The 20,052-nt window shown below is 61.6% G+C and carries 18 protein-coding genes and 1 pseudogene; 1 reads left to right on the forward strand and 18 read right to left on the reverse strand.

Annotated features, from left to right (window positions below):
* Positions 1–38: 38 nt before the first annotated feature.
* Both BPET_RS21765 and ltrA (BPET_RS21770) read right to left on the reverse strand, forming a co-directional pair.
* Positions 39–1,127, reverse strand: a complete 1,089-nt coding sequence (locus BPET_RS21765; RefSeq protein ID WP_041863154.1) for a DUF6094 domain-containing protein — start codon at positions 1,125–1,127, stop codon at positions 39–41.
* A gap of 67 nt (positions 1,128–1,194) precedes the next feature.
* Positions 1,195–2,910, reverse strand: coding sequence for a group II intron reverse transcriptase/maturase (gene ltrA, locus BPET_RS21770; RefSeq protein ID WP_012248065.1), 1,716 nt, complete (start codon positions 2,908–2,910; stop codon positions 1,195–1,197).
* 279 nt (positions 2,911–3,189) lie between these two features.
* Here ltrA (BPET_RS21770) and BPET_RS21780 point away from each other — a divergent pair.
* Positions 3,190–4,364 (forward strand): IS3 family transposase gene (locus BPET_RS21780; protein WP_085970191.1). Its coding sequence is split into 2 segments (ribosomal slippage): positions 3,190–3,439 and positions 3,439–4,364, totalling 1,176 coding nucleotides; the frame shifts between segments, so codons are not numbered across the junction.
* A gap of 558 nt (positions 4,365–4,922) precedes the next feature.
* On the opposite strand, the gene BPET_RS21785 is transcribed toward BPET_RS21780, so the two are convergent.
* The 16 genes and pseudogenes from BPET_RS21785 to BPET_RS21860 all read right to left on the reverse strand — a co-directional run bounded on the left by BPET_RS21785 (position 4,923) and on the right by BPET_RS21860 (position 19,899).
* The gene (locus BPET_RS21785; protein ID WP_012251144.1) at positions 4,923–5,573 is read right to left on the reverse strand and encodes a hypothetical protein; all 651 of its coding nucleotides are present in this window, start codon (positions 5,571–5,573) and stop codon (positions 4,923–4,925) included.
* Between the two features lie 286 nt (positions 5,574–5,859).
* A complete protein-coding gene (gene ltrA / locus BPET_RS21790; protein ID WP_012248063.1) occupies positions 5,860–7,578 on the reverse strand; it encodes a group II intron reverse transcriptase/maturase in 1,719 nt (572 codons plus the stop codon).
* 601 nt (positions 7,579–8,179) lie between these two features.
* Positions 8,180–8,479: a hypothetical protein gene (locus BPET_RS21795; protein WP_012251145.1), complete on the reverse strand. Its 300-nt coding sequence runs from the start codon at positions 8,477–8,479 to the stop codon at positions 8,180–8,182.
* A gap of 94 nt (positions 8,480–8,573) precedes the next feature.
* The gene (locus BPET_RS21800; protein WP_012205968.1) at positions 8,574–9,272 is read right to left on the reverse strand and encodes a DUF3275 family protein; all 699 of its coding nucleotides are present in this window, start codon (positions 9,270–9,272) and stop codon (positions 8,574–8,576) included.
* A 95-nt stretch (positions 9,273–9,367) separates the two neighbouring features.
* Positions 9,368–10,195: a DUF932 domain-containing protein gene (locus BPET_RS21805; RefSeq protein WP_012205967.1), complete on the reverse strand. Its 828-nt coding sequence runs from the start codon at positions 10,193–10,195 to the stop codon at positions 9,368–9,370.
* Between the two features lie 150 nt (positions 10,196–10,345).
* Positions 10,346–11,260 carry a DUF3577 domain-containing protein gene (locus BPET_RS21810; RefSeq protein ID WP_012205966.1) on the reverse strand — a complete coding sequence of 305 codons (915 nt, stop codon included), beginning with the start codon at positions 11,258–11,260 and terminating at the stop codon, positions 10,346–10,348.
* Between the two features lie 378 nt (positions 11,261–11,638).
* Positions 11,639–12,451, reverse strand: a complete 813-nt coding sequence (locus BPET_RS21815; protein WP_012205965.1) for a hypothetical protein — start codon at positions 12,449–12,451, stop codon at positions 11,639–11,641.
* A gap of 280 nt (positions 12,452–12,731) precedes the next feature.
* Positions 12,732–13,010 (reverse strand): hypothetical protein, encoded by a 279-nt coding sequence (locus BPET_RS21820; RefSeq protein ID WP_012205964.1) that lies wholly within the window; start codon positions 13,008–13,010, stop codon positions 12,732–12,734.
* A gap of 94 nt (positions 13,011–13,104) precedes the next feature.
* A complete protein-coding gene (locus BPET_RS21825; protein WP_012205963.1) occupies positions 13,105–13,842 on the reverse strand; it encodes a DUF5983 family protein in 738 nt (245 codons plus the stop codon).
* A gap of 212 nt (positions 13,843–14,054) precedes the next feature.
* Positions 14,055–14,447: a hypothetical protein gene (locus BPET_RS21830; RefSeq protein WP_012205962.1), complete on the reverse strand. Its 393-nt coding sequence runs from the start codon at positions 14,445–14,447 to the stop codon at positions 14,055–14,057.
* 21 nt (positions 14,448–14,468) lie between these two features.
* Entirely contained in the window at positions 14,469–14,681 is a 213-nt protein-coding gene (locus tag BPET_RS21835) for a hypothetical protein (protein ID WP_003158617.1), read from the reverse strand.
* A gap of 328 nt (positions 14,682–15,009) precedes the next feature.
* Positions 15,010–15,240: pseudogene (locus BPET_RS21840) on the reverse strand (hypothetical protein); the annotation flags it as partial.
* 538 nt (positions 15,241–15,778) lie between these two features.
* Positions 15,779–17,791, reverse strand: coding sequence for a DNA topoisomerase III (locus BPET_RS21845; RefSeq protein ID WP_012205960.1), 2,013 nt, complete (start codon positions 17,789–17,791; stop codon positions 15,779–15,781).
* 269 nt (positions 17,792–18,060) lie between these two features.
* A complete protein-coding gene (locus BPET_RS21850) occupies positions 18,061–18,501 on the reverse strand; it encodes a single-stranded DNA-binding protein (RefSeq protein WP_012205959.1) in 441 nt (146 codons plus the stop codon).
* 73 nt (positions 18,502–18,574) lie between these two features.
* Positions 18,575–19,102 (reverse strand): DUF3158 family protein, encoded by a 528-nt coding sequence (locus BPET_RS21855; protein ID WP_012205958.1) that lies wholly within the window; start codon positions 19,100–19,102, stop codon positions 18,575–18,577.
* A complete protein-coding gene (locus BPET_RS21860; protein WP_012205957.1) occupies positions 19,099–19,899 on the reverse strand; it encodes a PFL_4669 family integrating conjugative element protein in 801 nt (266 codons plus the stop codon). Before BPET_RS21860 ends, BPET_RS21855 begins: the two co-directional genes overlap by 4 nt.
* Positions 19,900–20,052 lie beyond the last annotated feature (153 nt).

A 20,052-nucleotide genomic window follows, 5' to 3' on the forward strand; every position in this document is an offset into this window, starting at 1 on the left:
AAAAAATCGACGGCGAACCGCCGGCGGTGGAGAAACGATCAGCGAATGGTCAACACCTCGCCCCGCGTGGCGGAGCCAGGCGTCATGTCCCATGCACGGATGACAGGAACGAACTTGTCGGTGAGGATGCGGGTTTCGGCGATGGAGCCGTCGTCGCGTTCGGTGAATTCCCGCTGGAGCGTCTTGTCCTTGTGGGTGTCACCTTTGACGACGAGCACGCGCCCCGCCTTGGATTGCACGACTCCCGAGATCGCGCCTGCGGCCAAAGCCAGGGCGAGATGCCAGTGGGACAAGGCCCGCGCCGGTGGACGCAGCGTCTGCTGCGCGGCCCCCAACTGCGTATCCCGCGACGGCCAGAGGCCTTGCAGCCTGCCAACCTCATCGGCGAACTGCTCCGGCTCCATCGTCACGCGGAAGAAATGCCCCGGCTCTGCCGGGCTGGTGGGGACGATGTACGGCAGGAACGGCCATTCGCTCGGCAGCTCCTCGGCTTCGACTTCGCCAAGCCCAACCTGCAGCAGCAGATTGCGCACGGCCTTGACGCCATCGGGCGTCTGCTCGCGCTGGCGCACCCGGCGACCGAAGATCACCACCTGCTTGAACTGCGTTTCCACCGCTCGGTAGATCCGCAGATCGGTGTAGTGGCGTGTCAGCCAGCCGACCAGCTCGGCGTCGAGCACGTAGCCGGGAACGATGAAGACCAGCACGCCGCCGTACTGCAACAGGGGCAGCGTGCGCTGGTAGAACAGTTTTTCGAGGCGGGCACGGCCCTGACCCTGATAGCCAATGTTGCCGTTGACGTCCTTGGACAGGTCGCCATACGGCGGATTGAGCCAGAGCAGCCCAAAGGACTGTTTGGAGATCATCGTGTCCATCAGGTCCGCGTGCAGGCAGTGATCGACCAGGCCGCGGGCATGGCGCGCCCGCTCTGCGTCGAACTCGACGGCGAACGCCTTGGCATGCTCGCGCCCGAGGGCATGAGCCGCTTCGGCAATCGCCACGCCTTCGCCGGCGCAGGGATCGAGGATGCACATCGGCCCATTGGATTCAGACGCACTGGGCATCAGTGCATTGAGGGCTCTTTTGAGCGTTGGTTCGTCGGTCGGGAAGTAGTCGGGTAGGGACAGGCCATTGCTGGCCCATCCCCCCCTAAGAACCGTACGTGAGAGTTTCCCCTCATACGGCTCAAGCCTTTCAAAGCTCGCTTTCGCGAACCGGCTTCACTACCTTCAAACCTTGGACATGTAGCTGGTTATGGCAGTTTGGATGAAGCAGAACCAAGTTTTCCAAAGTGTTCTTTCCGCCATCAACCCGACGTTGGATATGGTGGGCATGCCAACCGGTCTCCTTCGTGATGGGCTGCTCGCAGATCAAGCACTTTCCATCCTGCGCAAGCCATAGTTTGACGAGCTTCCTGCGCTCGTGCAGGGACTGGACCATCTTCTGGCTCAAGCGAGCTTCAAAGTAGCTTTCCCATTCGGGATCGAACGGGTTGGCTAGGCCATTGACCTTGACGTGGCGTCGTATCTTGGTATCCGCCGCTATGCGCAGCATCTTCCATTTCACGTTGCCGTCAGGGAACCTCTGACCATCGTCCGCAGCAAACACCCAATTCCTGTTGCCTATCCGGTGGAAGTACCTTTCCTTAACCCAATAGGCCCCTTTCTTTGGATGCCGCCGCCTGCACCAGCGCCATAGGCTGCGCCATATGACTGCATCGACGCGAGTAAACGTCTGGGATGAAGCATCGGCACTGTGAAATTCCGCCCAACCCTTGATGCGTGGATTGAGCATGCCGATGAGGTCGTCTTGTTTCACTGCCTTGTTGGCACGGATCAAACCTCGGATCGAATCTAGAAAAGCCTTCGTGTTCTTCTTCGATGGCTGGGTCAGGCACACCCCGTTGAACTTGCGGATGTTCTTGCCCAGGAAGTCGAACCCTTCCGAGATATGAGTAACGCGAGTCTTCGCTTTCGAGATGTTGAGGCCCCTGGCGGCAAGAAACTTCTCCACCAGTGGCAGCACCTCTATTTCGAGTAGCTCACGCGAGTACCCCGTGACGATGAAGTCATCGGCGTAACGAACGAAGTTCACCTTCGGATCGTAGTGCTTGTTCTGGCGCCTCGTCCTGAAGAACGATTTGCCAAGAACCTCTTGCAATCCATCCAGCGCCATGTTCGCCAGCACCGGGGAGATGATCCCCCCTTGTGGAGTACCTGCCTCCGTCGGGAACAAACTACCGCTCTCGACGTATCCGGCCTTGAGCCAGCTTTTGAGGATCGCCTTGTCCATCGGAATGTTCTCGGCGAGCCAATCGTGGCTGATGTTGTCGAAACACCCTTCGATATCGGCTTCAAGGACCCACTCCGCAGAGCGTTTCCAAGCCAGCACCGTGTGGCATTGCCTGATGGCGTCTGCCACACTTCGGCCGGGGCGGAACCCGTAAGAGTCCTTATCCCCGGTCGTCTCCGCGATGGGTTCGAGAGCCAGCAGGTATAGTGCCTGCATAGCCCTATCCCTCATCGTGGGAATACCGAGAGGCCGCTTCTTGCCATTGGCTTTTGGAATATAGATCCGCCGTAACGGGCGGGGTCGATAGCCATGACGGCGAAGGGACAACACTGCTTCGGATTTGGTCTCCGGCGTTGACCACGTGACGCGATCCACACCAGGAGTCCTCTTTCCTTGGTTTTCAGTAACTCGTTTGACGGCCAATGCTTTGCCGCTGAACGAGTGGGTCAGAATCCACTGCAAGGATTTCGCCTTGCCGTATTTTCCTTCCCGAGTCGCCTTTACGATACGCGCTTGGAGCCTTCGCACTTCACGGTGACACTTGGCCCAGTCGATGCTGTGCCATGTGACCGATTCGTGTGAGGGCGCACCCGCGCAAGCAATTTCTTGCGTAGTCATCTGCAATTCCCTCTTATAGAAGGTTGGACAAGTTTTCTCGTAGAGAAAGACCAAGTGGAAGTCTGCTCGCTTTCGCGCAGGATGATGTTGCCTTGCGGCTCAATCCCTATCCGTCCCATTACAGGACGGCATTCGCCTTTTCCACATTCCTCTACCCGCACCACCAACAGCATTCCTTACGGTCTGCCTGCCCCGAGGGGCGGTGGTACGGGCTGAGCTTGCCCGCAAAAAATGGATCCCTTGCTGAGTGTGTAAAACTCACGCAAGGAGGGAGGAAAGATGGGTAATCCGAGAGCTCGATATACGCAGGAATTCATGCTGGAAGCCGTGCGCATGGTCCGCGGCGGCCAGAGCATGGCGGCGGTGGCGAAGATACTGGGCATCAGCCCGAAGACGCTGCACAACTGGGTGAAGGCCGATGCCGCTGGGAAGCTGAACGGCGCAGGCAAACAGGTTTCTCCAGAACAGATGGAGATTGCCCGGCTGCGCGCGGAGTTGGCACGCGTGAAGATGGAGCGCGACATATTGGGAAAAGCCACGGCGTACTTTGCGAAGGTGTCGGCATGAAGTACGCCTGGATCGAGCTTCACAGCCGACAATGGCCGGTGTCCCTGAGCTGCCAGGTGCTGGGTGTCAGCCCCAGCGGTTACCACGCGCGCAAGGTGCGGGATGTCGATACTGACCGACCGCGCCGACGCATCAGCAACGACGCTCTGCTGGTGCACATCAAGGCCGTGCACGCTGAATCCAAAGGCGAGTACGGCTGGCCGCGCGTGTGGAAGCAACTGCTGGTCCAGGGCATTCGCGTCAGCAAGGATCGTGTCCAGCGGCTCATGAAGCTGCACGGCATCAAGGCGAAGACCAAACGCCGGTTCAAGGTCACGACCGACAGCAAACACAGCCTGCCGGTCGCACCGGACCTGCTGCAACGAGACTTCTCTCCCGCGCGTCCCGACCAGGTCTGGACTACGGACATCACGTACATCTGGACGGACGAGGGTTGGCTGTTTCTGACCGTCATTCTCGACCTGTTCAGCCGTCAGGTGGTGGGCTGGTCGATGCAGCCGCACATGCGCACGGAGCTGGTGTCTGATGCGCTGCGTATGGCGTGGTTTCGCCGCCGTCCGCAAGCGGGCCTGATCCTCCACAGTGACCGTGGCAGCCAGTATTGCAGTCATGACTTCCAGGACCTGCTCAAGGGCTACGGCATGCGCAGTTCGATGAGCCGTCGAGGCAATTGCTGGGACAACGCACCGACCGAGAGCCTGTGGGGATCGCTCAAGCGTGCACGCATCCTCGGCCAGCGCTTTGCAACGCGTCGCGAAGCGATGGACGAGGTAATCGACTGGTTGAGCTTCTACAATCATTCGCGCTTGCACTCGACGTTGGGCTACGTCAGCCCGATGCAATTCGAGCGGGACTGGTACGCCGCCCAGAACCAACGGGTGGCATAATCTCGCTCAGTTAAGGGATCCGAAATTCGCGGGCAACGTCAGGCTTACCGTGTTCCACGTGAGTAACAAGAGCGAGTTAGGTTCTGCCTTTTCACCGGTAGTCGTGATGTCCGCGCAACCCCAAACGGACGAGGGTTGACCGACTACGTTGCCTTTTGGCCCAAGCCTGTCAGCATCTTTGGCTTGTTCGCTATTACAGTGTTTATCAGCAGTTCACTTGCGTTAACCATGTCGCTCAGCCTAGCGACCCATCCGCCTTGATGCTGGCAGATTTGGCCCTCCCTCGCGGAAGGACCTTTCCCTCATGGGAGGTCTACATTGTCCCGACAGCTTCACACCACCTCGTTGCCGAAGTCGCATGTGTCGGTAGGCTACTGATAGCGGAATATCAGGTCTCGCTAACCCCGAGGGGCTGAGACAATTACTCACGTGACTTCACGTCACACCCCGTTCTTCACGAAATTGCGGGCGAGCCGCGGGAACATGAGCGCCATGGAAGTCTCCTGGTTGGCGGGGATGATTGGCGAAGGCGCGCCTTGGCGTGCCTGCGCAGGTGGGTCAAGCCGCTACCGTTTCCGGCGTCCAAATCTTGGCCGGATAGGGATAGGCGGTGAGCACGTCACTGCGGATCAGCGAGCCGAGCGCCAGGGTCAGCGCCGGCACGTCGATGGCGAGCCGATGGCCCACCAAAGGCCCGAGGGCGAATGGCAGACGGGTCAGCATCTCGCGGCTTTGCAGCAGTTCCAGCACGGTTTCGCGCCAGTGGTCGAGCAACGGCAGTGGGCAGGTGTCCTGCACCAACGTCCACAGGCGGTCAAGCCGGTGGTCGCTATCGCGGGGCAGCAATGCCAGTGCGCTGGCGTTGGCCTTGTCGGGCTTGACGCAGCGCCGATCGAACAGCCACACGTTGGACAGCGAACCGAACAGCGTTCGCCGGTAGGCGCGGGTCATGCGCTTTTCCAGGCGATCGACGTTGCTGACGAACACCGGGACGCTGCTGCCCTGGTCGGTGATGAGGTGGAACTGCTCCAGGCCCTGCTCGTCGCGCCCGAGGGTCAGGCGAGCCAGGAACTGCTGGACGGCGGTGTCCCGTGCCCAGATCGACAGGAAGATCAGGTTGCCCTGGTCATCGCCGACGCAAGCGTCGGCCATCACGTCCGGGCATTCGTCGATGCGGTACAGCGTGGTGGAAGAAGTGTTTGCGGGCATGGTGGTGTCCTCGGATGAACGGGAACAGCATCGCCCGCAGGGGGCAAGCACTGCCCCTTGGGGTGGAAAAAAGGCGTCCCTGACTCAGACCGTCAGCGCCGTAGCTGGAGCTGTGGCTTCCTTGGATGTGCGCCGCCGCGCGTGGTAGGCGCGAACGCCTGCACGCCAGTCGGCGGATTGCTCCGGTGCGAGGTTCAGATAGGATCGGGTAGGGACAGGCCATTGCTGGCACCATCCCCCCCTAAGAACCGTACGTGAGAGTTTCCCCTCATACGGCTCAAGCCTTTCAAAGCCCGCTTTCGCGAACCGGCTTCACCACCTTGAGACCGTTGGCGTGGATTTGGTTATGGCAGGTCGGATGCACCATGATGAGATTGGTGCTCCCGTCCTTTCCGCCATCGACCCGCCGGATTAGGTGATGGACATGCCACCCCGACTCCTGCGTGATCAACTCGCGGCAGATTGGACAACGACGATCCTGATCCAACCAGAGGTTGATGAGCTTCCTCTTTCCCTTTAGTGAGTTCTGCATCTTGAGGCTTACACGCTCCTCGAAATACGTCTCCCACACGGGGTCGAATGGATTGGCTTCCAACTTGATCGGTCGGTGTCGCCGAATGGGCGTATCGACTGCATACCGCAAAGACTTCAGGATTGGACTCCCATCCGGGAATCGTTCCCCCGTTGCCTCAGCGAATACCCAGCTACGGTCACCCACGGCATGGAAGTAGCGGCGTTTAATCCACCTCGCTCCCTTCTGTGAGTGCCGCCTAACGGCCCATCGCCACAACGCTTTCCAAATCTCATGATCGACATAGGCAAACGTCGCAGAAGACACGACGTGCTGATGATAGTTTGCCCAGCCCCGAATCATTGGATTAAGAAGTCGAATCAACTCTTGTTGATTTACCGCTTTGTTTCCTTTGATCGCGGCGCGAACTTTCCCGAGGAAGGTTGCCACATTCGCTTTCGACGGTTTGATTAACAACTTCCCGTCGTACTTGCGGATGTTCTGGCCTAGGAAATCGAAGCCCTCGTCTATATGCGTGATCTTGGTCTTCTCGGGTGAGAGCGTGAGCCCTCGTTCCCGCATGAATTCCTCGACAAGCGGCATGACCTCCTGCTCCAGTAGCTCTTTCGAACGTGCCGTCACAATGAAGTCGTCCGCGTAGCGCACATAATTGACAGCCAGACGGGTCTGTTTGCCATTGATATACCGTGCTCTACCGAACACGGCTTCTAGTTTGGCTTCCAGTCCGTCCAAGACGAGATTCGCCAGGGTTGGCGAGATGATGCCCCCTTGCGGGGTACCGGCTTCGGTTGGGAAAAGTTGCCGATCTTCCATGTACCCAGCCTTGAGCCACTTACTCAGAATCTCTCGATCCGTCGGTATGTGACCCATGAGCCAGTCATGGCTGATGTTGTCGAAGCAGCCTTTGATGTCGCCTTCAAGAATCCACTTCGGGGAGCGTTTCAGAGCTAACTGCGTAAAACACAGCCCTATCGCATCCGCCGTGGATCGTTCTGGACGAAACCCAAACGAGCTTCGATCCGCTGTGGTCTCGGCCACGGGTTCCAGAGCAAGCAGGTATAGCGCCTGCATCGCCCTGTCTTTCATGGTCGGGATACCCAGCGGCCGCATCTTCCCATTGGCTTTGGGAATATAGACACGCTTCAGCGGTTGGGGACGATACCCGCGCCGCTTGATTGACAACATGGCTTGAGACTTGGCTTCCGGAGTGGACCATGTGATGCCATCCACACCCGGCGTCTTTTTGCCTTGGTTCTCGGTGACTCGTCTGACGGCCAATGCTTTGCCGCTGAACGAGTGGGTCAGAATCCACTGCAGGGCTTTCACCTTGCCGTGTTTTCCTTCCCGTGTCGCCTTTACGATACGCGCTTGGAGCCTTCGCACTTCACGGTGACACGTAGCCCAGTCGATGCTGTGCCATGTGACCGATTCGCGTGAGGGCGCACCCGCGCAAGCAATTTCTTGCGTAGTCATCTGCAATTCCCTCTTTAAGAAGGTTGGACAAGTTCTCTCGTAGAGAAAGACCATGTGGAAGTCTGCCCGCTTTCACGTGAGATGATGTTGCCTTGCAGCGCAATCTCTATCCACCCCATTACAGAGTGGCCTTCGCTTTTTCCACACTCTCATACCCGCACCGCCAACAACATTCCTTACGGTCTGCCTGCCCAATGGGCAGCGATACGGGCTTATCCTGTTTCACTACGTTGACAAGGAAGATTTAGATCCTGTCTCTTCGCCGGCGGCCTTGTGTCCGTGTGCTCCCACACTGTAAGGAAGCATCCAGCCGCATACCTTTTGGTTCGAGCCTGACAGCATCTTTGGCTCGTTACGTGTCACGACGTTTATCGACAGTTTGCATCTACTGATCATGTCTCCCAGCCTAGCCTCACCCCGCATTGATGCTTGCAGTGGACGCCTTGCCTCGCGGCTCTGCGCGGCCAAATGGCCTGAGTGCATTGTCCCGATAGCTTCACACAAGACCGTTGCCAGTCCTGCATGTATCGGTAGGCTACTGATGACGGAACACCAGGTTCCCTCGCTACTTGCGTAGCTGGAACAATCAACGAAGCGACTTTCAGGTCGCACACAGCGGGCACGAGTAGTAGTACGGGTGCATGGATTCGTCCAGTGGCTTATAGCCCCACTGGCCGCCGCTGCGTTCCAGCAGATCGCAGCGGATGGTGCACAGGGACTGGCCCGGTGCGAGATCACGGTGTACGCCTTCGGCCTTGGCCGTCACTTGCACAACAGACCAGAGGACGTTGCCACGCAGCGCGTGGGCGATGACCTTCACGCTGGCGCGTTCGGTCTCTTGCGGTGCGATCAACTCCGCGATCAGTTCAGACCGCGATTGGGGTGAGAAATACCAGCCCATGAGAGGCCTCCTGGAAAAATTGAGCCAGAAGCCTCCCCGGTGGGGAAGACCCCCGGCGGGTGGATGAAGCACACCGCAGATGCGGTGCCCAGTACTACGCAGGTTGCAGTTCGGCCTGGCGGCTCCACTCCTGCGTCTTGAAGTCCAGCGCGTAGCCCAGTTCGCCCAGGCGGACGATCTGCGCGCGCAGGGTGCGGCGGTCGATGGTCGAATCCAGTTTCACGGACTCGCCCAGCGGCCAGAGCAAGCTGAACAGCGCGGCGTCGCCATCTTCGGTACTGCAGGGAGCAGTTGCCGCAGCGGGCGTCGGCGCATCCACGCCGAAGGGCGTGGTATCGACCAGCGGGTCTGTGGATGCCTGTACGGGTGCGGGCTTGGCGGGCCTGGAGGTTTTGCTGGGCTTGGCCGGTGTTGCCGGTGTTGTTGCAGGCTGTGCGCCCAGCTCTTCATCAAGTGGATCGAGGTCCTGGGTGGCGAAGCTGCGTGCTTCGTCACGGCTCAGTTTGTCGATGTCGTAGAGCGTCATTCCGTCCAGGCTGGCGCGGATCTCGAAGCGCATGCCGCCACCGACCGGGTAGGACTTCGGGAAGATGTACCTGATGATGAACTCCCCGTCGTACTTGCCTTCGGGGTATTGCTCCAGCTCCGGGTCCTTGACCTCGAACGTACCAAGGTGCGTGGCGAGGCGTCCGACCGTGAAGGGGCCGTTCTTGCCGCGGATGGTACGCAGCGTGAGCTGGCCGGGGACGATGATGGGCGAAACCGATTGCTCGGGTGCCGATTTGGCTGTCATGGTGGTACTCCTGATGATGAATGACGGACGGCTGGTGGCAGCCGGTGGATGAGAGGAAATGAACCTCCCCCGAGGTGGGCAAGGTCCACTTGGCATCACGCCTTGAGCTGGCGCATGCCTTCGGCCAGGAGCCACAACGCCCGGTTCAGGCGCAGGTTCTGGTCGATGCCTTGCACCGGGCGGGTGCGCTGATTGCGGCCATTGGCCGAGCGTCCATTCAGGCCCCCCTTGACGAGGTTCTCTTGGACACGGTTGAAGACGGCCCACAGGTCATCCCTGCGGTCGTCCCAGCGCCTGGGCGCGAGCAGTTGACGCTCCGTGACAGGCGTCGGCTTGGCAGGATCGTCGTACTTGAGTGCCAGCGCTGAGTGCGCGAAGATTTCTGCTTCGCCCTCATCGAGGGTGATGGTGCGCATCGCATCGCGCGAGTCCTTCACGCGCTCGAAGCCTTCAAGGACTTCGTAGGCGCCTTCGATCACCTGGCTGGCCACATCCCCCTTGTGCGGGACACGGATGTCGGCGGTGGTATCGCCGCAGACCAGGCCGTTGTGGCAGACGAATCTGAACATGCCTGCCAGCATCTGGTAACTGCTCGTGCCGTCGTGGCTGTTGAGCAGGATGATCTCGTTCGCCTCGTCGCCGTTGATCTGGCTGGCATGGCGAAGTCGGATGAGATGCTTGGTGTGCTCGCGCCGATCCTCGTTGCGCACGCGCGTCTGGCACACCATGAAGGGCTCGAAACCCTCCTGGCGCAGCTTGGCGAGCACGGTCGAGGTCGGTATGTAGGCATACCGCTCGGATCGGCTCCCATGCGGAGCGTCGGCGAAGATTGATGGAGCAATGGCGCGAATGCGGTCGTCCGAGAGCGGGCGATCTGAGCGCAGGATCGGGGACTGCGGAGCAAAACGGGATGCCAGAGACATGGCTGTTCTCCTGTGAAAAATGCGACAACCGCGCGGCCGTCTGACCACGCGGAACTCGGGGGAAGAAATGCGCGAGCGCGCTATGCGGATGGAGGACGCTGCAGATGCAGCAAGGAGAAGCGGCAAGGCCCCATGAGGGGCCATGCCGGATCAGAACGAAGCAGCCAATGCCGGCTCCTGCTCCTCGACTTCACCTTCGGGCTCGCACTCGGCGGGCTCGGCAGGCTGATCTGCAGCGGGGGCGGCGTCCTCGGCTTCGGGCGCGGGAGCGTCCTGGGCCGGCGGCGAATCTGCTTGCGCGGGGCTCGTCGGATAGACCTTGGTGCCGTCGATCTTGATCAGGCCGATGTGGATCAGTGTCGAATCCAGGCTTGCGGCCGGTTCCCCAGCGCGCTCACCCTTGGTGCGGATGTACGGATCGATCTTCATGTCGTTGAGACGGAAAGCGATCAGCACCTTGCAGTCCCCTTCGATGGCCTGCACGCACCGGCGAACCAGATGCTCGGCTTCAGGGGTGGTGACGATGCTGTCGAAGTACCGATACTCCGGTTCATCGACAGGCCCGGCCAGAGCGGCGACGGTGCAAGAGAGGAACGGGTCGCCATCTTTGGGTGTGACGTCCTTCGGACGGCTGAGGTAGCCGATGCCGCGGGTGACCAGCTCGTGCTGCCTGATCGAAGCCAGTTCGGCCCGGTCAAGCGGCTCGGCCTTGAGCAGTCGCGCCTTGAGGGACGCGGCGGCTTGGCCTTTCTGCTCACCCTTGTCGCGGATATACGCATCGCCCCACAGGTCGCCGAGGCGAAAGCGCACCAGTGGGCGCTGCTTGGGATCGTCAACGCCGATGTAGCGCTCGACCAGCTTCTTGGCCTCGGCACCCGAGACCTTGACGTCGAAATAGCGATAGCTGGGATCCTTTGCGGAACCGACCAGCGCGGCGATGGTGCATGCCAGGAAAGGCTGCGCACGGCGGCCGCCCCGAACAGGCACTTCACGGGCACGCTGGATGTAACCGATGCCCGAGGTGTGGAGGTCGAAATACGATTTCTCGTTGGACGTGGTGCTCATGGTGAATCTCCATAGGGATGAAGCGGAGACACACCGGCCCCACGCAGCGGGGAAAGGTGCGTAACCCCGCGATGGGTTGATAAGGCGAAAGCATCCACCACCAGAGACTGGTGGCCGCTCGCGGATGGATGCGGTGCGAGCTGGCTCGGTCACGCAGTGGGAACTGCGCCGCAACCTCGAAGACCGATGGTTGCCTGGCATGTCGCTGACAACGTCAGCAGGCATGGGCTCAGCATGGCCAGGCCTCGCGCGCGAGGCAGCCATCAATCGGTATCCGATCGTTTCCCTTTGATGAAATCTCCCACGGCAGAAAAAAGGCCCTCCTTCCGAATGGAGGGAGAGCCTGTGGGGGCATGTCGCCTGGTACTTTTCGTGGTGTCACGCCGGTACAGCGCGGCGCCGTCGGGACGTCTCCGCGCCGATCACGCTCACGTCGATCAGGCGCCAGCGCCCGTCGTCTATGAGTCGCTCCAGCACTTCGCCGAGCATGTCGAAATACACCTCGTCGTGCCGATCGACCAACTCGCCGTCGCGGCGCAGCTCCACCGCATAGGTATCGCTGCCGGGCTGGTAGAGGATCGTCACCTGGCCGGCGAACTTCGCGGTCGAAACCGTGAAACTGATCGCCGGAGGCGTTTCGATGATCCTGGACGGCGTCGGATCGACCCAGGTGAAGTCGTGGGCGCCCGCATCGACCAGCATGTGGGTGATGCGCCGGAACCCGTCGGGCGCCGGCATTTCCTCCAACTGCTCGATGAGCTGACCCAGTTCCATGCACTGCGGCTCGGGAATGGGCAACTTGGCCGGCGCGGAGCCGAGGATGTGTGTCTTGACGGTGTAGGGCGTGCCGTCGGACATCATCTCGGTGCGCTCTTCTGGCGTGTCCGCACGCAGACCGTCGAAACGACGACGGGCATAGGGTTGGACATGCACCTTGGTGCCCTCGCTGGGAACGGTGGTCACCAGGTTGGGATCGAGTACCGCGAACTCGCTGGGCTTGAGCTTGACGACGATGGCGTCTTCGCTGGCTGCGACCACCTTGCCGTCGAAGGGCTGGGGATCAATGACAAAGCCCAGTGTCGAGGACTGTGGCTGATCATCGAACACGCGGTACTTGAACGACCGCACGTTGCGGGGCACATGGCCTGCGACCAGCGAAGGCATCAGGGTCTTGATAAGAGAGCGATCCATGTGAATCTCCTTGAGGAAGAACAAGGGATTCCCCGCCCGCAAGGGAGAGGTCCCTTGTGGGTGGATGGGCGCGATGCGTCCGTAGAAAGAAACAACCAGCACGGTTTCCCGCGCTTGCAGCCTTGAAGGTCTTGGCTGCCTGGGCATGTGTCGGCAACGCCGACGAACATGGGGTAAAGATGGCCCTTGAGTGAGCGGCCTGCGCTCAGGAAACCGCACCGCGCCGCACCCGCTTTCCTGCGCCGCGACAAGAAAAGGCCCCTCGAAAGCGGCTGGGTGGTCAGACTTGGTACACGAAGTAGTGTTCGCGCTGACGTGGAAAGAACACGTGCTTCCACGAGTCGCCGCCGGTATTGCCGCCGTCGAAGACGACCATTTCGTAGGCATCAATGTCGGTGTCTGCCAGATCGGCGCTGGCGATATGGCGCATGTGCAGCATGCCGCTCAAGCGCTCGAATACCAGGATCTGGCCGATGGCGTCGTCCTGGCCCATGGCGTTGACGCAGGCTCCAAGCTGATGCTCGAAGTCGCGTGCGGGCGAGATGAGGTCGGGGAACATAAAGTGCTCCTATGGAATTGGACCAGCCCGGCTCCCAGAAAGGAGACGGGCTGGCATGGAGGGCAAAGAGGAAGGTGGGCGCGTGGTGTGTTTGCTAGGGCTCGGCCAGCGGCAGGCCCAGCAACACGGGCGCGTCAGCGTCGAGGATGAGGATGCGCACATCGGCCTGGCCAGCCAGCTCCAGGATGTTCGCCAGGTCGGCGGGCATGCCCTTGCTGCGGTGCTCCTGCCGAAGCTGCTCGGCGGTGATGCCCTCGGCGTGCTCCAGGTTCTTGTCCGTCCAGGGCGTGGAGATCAGCTTGACGCCGATCGCCGGGCTGTACGGAACCCGAAAGGCGATGAACAAAAAGGCCTCCGGCGTGGCAAGGTCCGCCAGGTTGGCGAGGTACTGGCCGGTTTCCTGGCTGATGTGCGCGCTGCTGATCTCCCAGCATCGGCTGTAGTAGCCGGTCTCGAAACTCAGGCGCTGCACAACTTCCCGCGCGGCTTCGACCGAATAGCTGTCACCGACGTGGATCAGGCGGCCGTCGAAGTCCTCGCCATGAATGGCATAGACCACGGCACCGATCACGCCTTCGCCGTTAACGCCTTCATCGGCATCGCATTCGGCCAGTGCTTCGGCACTCACAGGTTCAGAGCCGTTCGTGACCACCGCAAAATCGCTGGTGACGATGCAGGACGATGAAATCAATTCCTCGTCGGAAAGATGTTGTTGGCTCGGGTGGATGTTTCGCCAGACATGCGGAATTCCGTCCTCGTAGCTGATGGACAGCGTGCGGACGATCTTCAAATTCCAGTAGCCACGGAGAAAGGGATTGGGATTCTGGGACATGGGAACTCTCCAGATTGAATAATGGAGCCAATTCCCGCCACCGGGAATTGGACCCGGTGGGTTGAAAGGGGAAAATGCGTCAGTCGGCGCTGATCGTTGGCTTTGATTCAGCCGCTTTACGCTGGGCAACGGAAAGGAAATCGAGGGACATGGCTGTGTGGGCGCATGTCCCTCGTGGGGAACGAAAAGACGGGGGTGTGCCGGAAACGGGCTCACCAGCCGCTGTAGTTCAGCATCAAGTCGGCAATGACCTTGCGGCGTTCCAAGTCGAGACCGTCGAAGTCCGACAGCCCGTGGAAATGGCAGCGTTTGAGCATGGCACCGCCCTCGTGCGCGTTGTAGAAGCTGACCATGGCGGACAGAAACATGCGTTGCCCGCTGCTCAGGACACCGAGGGCATCGTTGAGCCGCAGCATGTTGGGACGCAGATCCCACTTGCTTTTGGCCTGGTTCAGGCCGTCACGGGTGCCGTCGCCGAACCATTCGGGGCCAGCGATCTCGGCACCACGCTTCCATGCCTCGAAGAAGGCTTGGGGCGCGGCAGCGAAATGCTGCTCTTCCCGCATGATCTGATCGACGACTTCCTGCGGCAGCAGTTGATTCATGGCGTGATTCCTCCAGTTGGATCAGGGAATGGCGAGCTGGGACCAGCCGCCTCTTTCGAGGGCACGTTGAGCCGCCGCATGGCTGCGGAAGTACTCGTGCGATTCCCGCGAAACGGGACCTTCGGTATCGCGCGTGCCGATGTAGTGGCCGGCGGCGCTTTGCAGGACTTCGAGCGGCAGGAACTTGCCGCAATAGGTCAAGGCCAACTGGCCGAAAGAGGCTTTGTGGGACATGGGTAGGCTCCTTGGAAAAGCGGGGCCTTGTCCCTCACGGGATGGCAGCTCCCGCACGCGGTGGATAAAAAGCATCGGCGTCACGGGGACGCGTGTCCGCAGACTTGATGCGATACGGACTGGCGGGTTACGCGGGAAGAACCCACGGCAGCCTGGAACCCATGGCTGCTGGCATGTGCTGACGAATCAGCGAACATGCGGGCAGCTTCGTCCGGGGGCCGCGCTGCGTCAGTTGGAAAACGACATTCGGCCCAGCCCGGATTGATGGGCGCAGAGACAGAAAACCCGCATCGAGTGCGGGCTGTCAGGGGGGCGTGGGTGCGTTGGCTCACTCGGTCGTGTCGCCCAGGACATGCTGCTTCCACAGGGCGAATGCCTCGTCCTGTCCCAGTTCGGCCAGGACCACAATGGGTTGCGCCTGCCGCGCACGCAGCGAAGCGAAATACGCCTTACGGTCGGCGATGGCCTTGAGATTGATGCCATCGATGAACAGCAGTTTGCCGCCCTTGATGAACAGCACCTTGTTGCCAAGGTCGCGCTCGAACGCGGCTCGTACTTTCTCCGGTTGTTGCATGCGTCGGTTTCCTGTTGCTGTGGCCGGCCGTTGGCTCGGAACGTTGATCGGCGAGATGAAGATGCCGAAGGCTCGCTGACCTTCGGCTCGGGAGGAAATAACCACCCGTGGGCTGTTGCAGGCCCGGTCGTCGCTAGAACCGTCTGCTCATCAGCAATCACACCCGGCCCATGTCGTGGCTGGGGCCGGCATCGTCTGGCGCACATCCGCGCACAAAGGGAGCCCGTTTTTGCGCCGGTGGGCACCGGCACCGAATACCGCTGACCACAAAGGGTCTCCGGGTGGCTCGCGCTGCCTGGTAAGCCATCGGGGGACCCTTCGCAGTGGGCGGGAGAAACACAGACCAGCAGAACACGCGGGAGACGGTTCGCGGAAAAGCTACCTTCAGGTCCCGCAGCCGGGGACGGCTGGGCGGGACGCGCACACGGACAAGAAGGTGTTGCGCGCTGGGCGACCCGCAGGGGCGTGCGGGACACGGGCCACGCCTTTGAAACAGGGCGCGGCCCACGGGAAACGGAGTCAGTCAGGCGCCTTTGCGGCCGCTGCTACGCGAGCGCGAAGCGCCACGCTTGGGCGTACCGGATTCGACCGGCAGCGTGCCTTTGCAGTCGGGGTAGCGACTGCACGACCAGAATGGGCCGCTCTTGCCGGTGCGCTGGCGCGTCGCTGCGCCGCACTGCGGACATGCTGGCCCATGGGGAAGCTTGATGGACAGGGACATGCTGCCGTACTGCGCGATCAACTGCGAAATCCAGGCGGCCTGCTTGCTGAGGAATACGTCCAGGGTGAGCTGTCCCGCCTCGATCATGTCGAGCGCCTGCTCCCACACTGCCGTCGTGCCGGGGTCTGCAATCGCTGCGGGCACGGCGTCGATCAGCGTGAACGCCGCATCCGATGCGCGAATGGAGCGCCCCTTCTTCACGATGTAGCCACGGGCGATCAGCACGCTGATGATGTTGGCCCGCGTCGCCTCGGTGCCGATGCCCGTCGTGTCTTTGAGCTTCTGCTTCAGGCGCGGGTCGGTCACGAAGCGCGCAATGCCCTTCATCGACTTGACCAGTTCGCCCTGGGTGTAGGGCTTGGGCGGCATCGTCTTGAGCGCCTTGATCTCGACCTCAGCCACCTGGCACGCCAGGCCCCCACGCAGCGGGGGCAGCACCTGGCTGCGCGCCGCGTCGTCGCCGTCCTCATCCGCTTGCGGTTCGGCCAGCACCAGACGCCAGCCTTTGACGACCACCTGTTTACCGGTGGCCACCAGCATCTGCTGGCCGCAGGAAAACTCAGCCACGGTACGGTCGAACTCGTGGTGCGGGAGGAACTGCGCCAGGTAATGCGCCCGGATCAGCCGGTACACCGCCAGTTCCTTCTCGCTCAGAGGAGAGAGGTTCGCGGGTTCGAGCGTCGGAATGATGCCGTGGTGCGCCGTGACCTTGCCGTCGTTCCATGCACGCGAACGCTGGGAGCGGTCGAGCTGGCTCATGATCGGGCGCAGCGACGGATCGGTCTTGAGCAGGCTGTCCAGGACGGCGGGCACCTCGGCGAACATGCTTTCGGGCAGATAGCCGGAGTCCGAGCGCGGGTAGGTCGTGGCCTTGTGCGTCTCGTACAGGGCCTGGGCGATCTGCAATGTCTCCTGCACGTCCAGCCCGAGCTGCTTGGAACAGACCTCCTGCAAGGTGCTCAGGTCGAACAACAGTGGCGGGCCTTCGCGCACGCGCTCGGTCTCGACCGACACCACCTGGGTGTTGTCCGCGACGCGAATCTGCAGCGCCGCCTGCTGGGCGACCGGCTGTTGCAGGCAACGACCGGCGTCGTCGGTGCAGCCGTCGGGCGCAACCCACTGCGCGGAGAAAGCCTGACCCTCTGTGGACAGAGACACGTCGATGGCCCAGAACGGCGCCGACTTGAAAGCCGCGATTTCGCGGTCGCGATCAACGACCAGCTTCAGGGTCGGGGTCTGGACACGTCCGACCGACAGCACGCCGTCGTAGCCCGCCTGCCGCCCGAGCAGCGTGAAAAGACGGCTGAGGTTCATGCCCACGAGCCAGTCTGCCCGCGAACGCGCCAGCGCCGAGTAATACATCGGCAGCGTATCGGACGACGGTCGCAGCTTGCCGAGCGCGGTGCGGATCGACGCATCGTTGAGCGCCGACAGCCACAAGCGCTCGATGGGACCACGGTAGCCGCACAGGTCGATGATCTCGCGGGCGATCAGCTCGCCCTCGCGGTCGGCATCGGTGGCGATGACGAGATGGGTCGCCTTCGCCAGAAGCGCCTTGACGACCTTGAATTGCGTGGCGGTCTTGGGTTTGACCTCGACCCGCCACTGCTGGGGAATGATGGGCAACTGCTCCAGTGACCAGCGCTTGAGCGCCGCGTCATAGACTTCGGGTGCTGCCGCTTCTACGAGATGGCCGATGCACCAGGTAATCGTGACGCCGGAGCCGCTGAGGCAGCCTTCACCGCGCTGCGTCGCGCCGAGAATCCGGCCAATATCCTTGCCCTGGGAGGGCTTCTCGCACAAGAACAGCCGCATGTCCGTCCATCCGATTTCCGTGGTTCATTGAGTTGCTGGAATCGAGGATGCCGAGCACCGCCAAGGGCAGCAGCAAACAAGTCGCGAGCGGTGGCGACCTCTTTCACGGGATGGAATGGCTGGGGTGGAGATGGCGTGCAGCCGGGGGGTGCGGGCCGGGAGCCGCGATTTTCGGGAGCGCGTGGAAGCCGGTGGACGTTGATGGAGCTATCCCCTGGGGATAGCTCGCGGGTGCATGGAGCGGCGAACAGTGGCCGGCTCATACCGGGTCACTTCCTACGCCGCGGCTCTTTTGGCGCAGCCGGTTCCTGGGCGGCCTGGGACTTTGCCTCCGCATCCTGCGGCTTCGGGCTGAGGGTCACGGACTCGATGCGAAACGGCAGGATGCCGACGCTGCGCGCGTTGATCTGCCAGGTTTCGCGCGGCTGATCCTCATTGTCCGTCCAGGGTTCGCGCTCCATGCGTCCGACGACCAGCACGCGCATGCCTTTCTGGTACAGATCCTTCCAGTGTGCGACGTCACGGTGCCAGATTTCCACCGGTGCCCAGAAACCGCCGCGATCCTCGAAGTCGCCGCCTTTGGTGGGAACGGGGTTGTCGAAGTACACGTTCAGCCGCAGCAAGCGCCGCGGCTCGTCGTTGCCGTTGGGGAACTCCCGGTACTCGGGCGGTGAGCCAATGTTGCCTTCACCCCAAAAATGCGTGCTCATGTTGCAATCTCCATGGTGGTTGAAATACCCGTGCCGCGTCGGCGTCGGGCGCGTACTGGGGTGTCCGATGCCATCACCGATCACGCACTCCAGGTGGGATGGACTTGAGCCGTCGCAGGTAGGCGTCCTCCGCCTTGGCGGCCTTGCTGGCGCACTCCTGGGCCTGCCTGCCCAAGGTGTGCAACAGGCTGATCTGCATGTTCAGCGTGATGCGTTGAAGCTCGATCGCGTGCAGCTCGGCCAGCAGGTTGACCGGCGTGCCGGTGCTCGCCATCAATTCCTGCCACAGGGCTACGCCCATGGCTGAGCGGTCGTGCTTGCGCCAGCGCAAAAACGCCGTGCCTGCGCCCGTGGTCTGCTGGGCCAACTCCACGGGCAGTAGGTGGAAGGGATGCCCGACTGCCTGTTGCAGCACCTGCCGCTGCGCCATGTCAATCAACTCGTCGCGCATGGCGAAACACTGACTGGCCCAGGTCTCAAGATCCCCCTTACCCTTAAAAGGCTTTAAAAGGCCTTTTAGAGAGGCAGCGTGTTCCAGCTTCATGAAGGCTGCCTGTTGCAGGCCCTGGAAGTAGCGGGGTTCGCGGTTCGGATCGCTCATGCCTGCTCGTCCTCGACCTCGCCGGCGCTGACTTCGGGTGCTGCGTCAGTGGCGGGCTCGTCGGTGGTGGCCGCGTCGTTGGGGGCAGGCGCTGCAGCAGGACTCTGAGCACGCTGTTGCAGGCCACGGCGCACGATGGGCGGCGCGAACTTCGAGCGGCGCGTGCCTTCCAGCACGTCCTGGGGCAGTTCGCCGAATTTCTCCAACGCCGCCCGTGCTGCGGCGTTCTTTGACACGAAATCGTCGCGCGTGCAGCCCGAATAGCGGTATTGCTGGGCCAGCGAAAACAGGCTGCGCAGTGCATGGGCGCCCTCGTTAAGCCAGCGCTCCAAGGTGCTGCGGTCGATGAGCGCCGTGTGGTGGGCGAGGATCAGTTTGCGGGCGATGTCGTCGTAGTCGGCCAGCAGATAGACGGCGGCAAAGCCGAGCTGCGCATTGACGAACAGCGGCAACTTGACGGGCTGCACGTTAAGGTTCTCGCCCAGGCTGAGTGCCGGCGGCACGCTCGCCAGTGCCTGATCCACCTGCTCGCGCAGCGATTGCAGCGTGGTCTTGGTCTGGTCGAGCTTGGCCTCGATGCGCAGCATCCACCAATCCGAGTACGGGTCGTCCTGCTCCGAACCGCGCCGCATCTTGTTCATTTGGGCGATGTAGCCGTTCAGGCCGACGATGCCCGGTCGCCCCTCGGCGGCGGCACGGCCATGCCAGATGCGCGAGGCGTGGTGCGTGTGAAGCGTCAGCGACATCGCGCTGCGCAGGGAGCCGAGATTCAGTTGCAGAGGTTCATTGGTTGCCATGGTGTCCGCTCGTTGTGGGAAAAGGAGCGGTCAGCTTCGGCAGGAAGCGGAAGGCAGTCAGTCAACAAACCGAAACCAGCCAGACCCCGGTTCAGCGCGTGGTGGCCGCATGCGGCGCGAGCTATCCCCAGGGGATAGCTCCATGGAGCGCCA

Origin of the sequence: Bordetella petrii, assembly GCF_000067205.1 — a bacterium.
GTDB classification, from domain to species: domain Bacteria; phylum Pseudomonadota; class Gammaproteobacteria; order Burkholderiales; family Burkholderiaceae_B; genus Bordetella_A; species Bordetella_A petrii.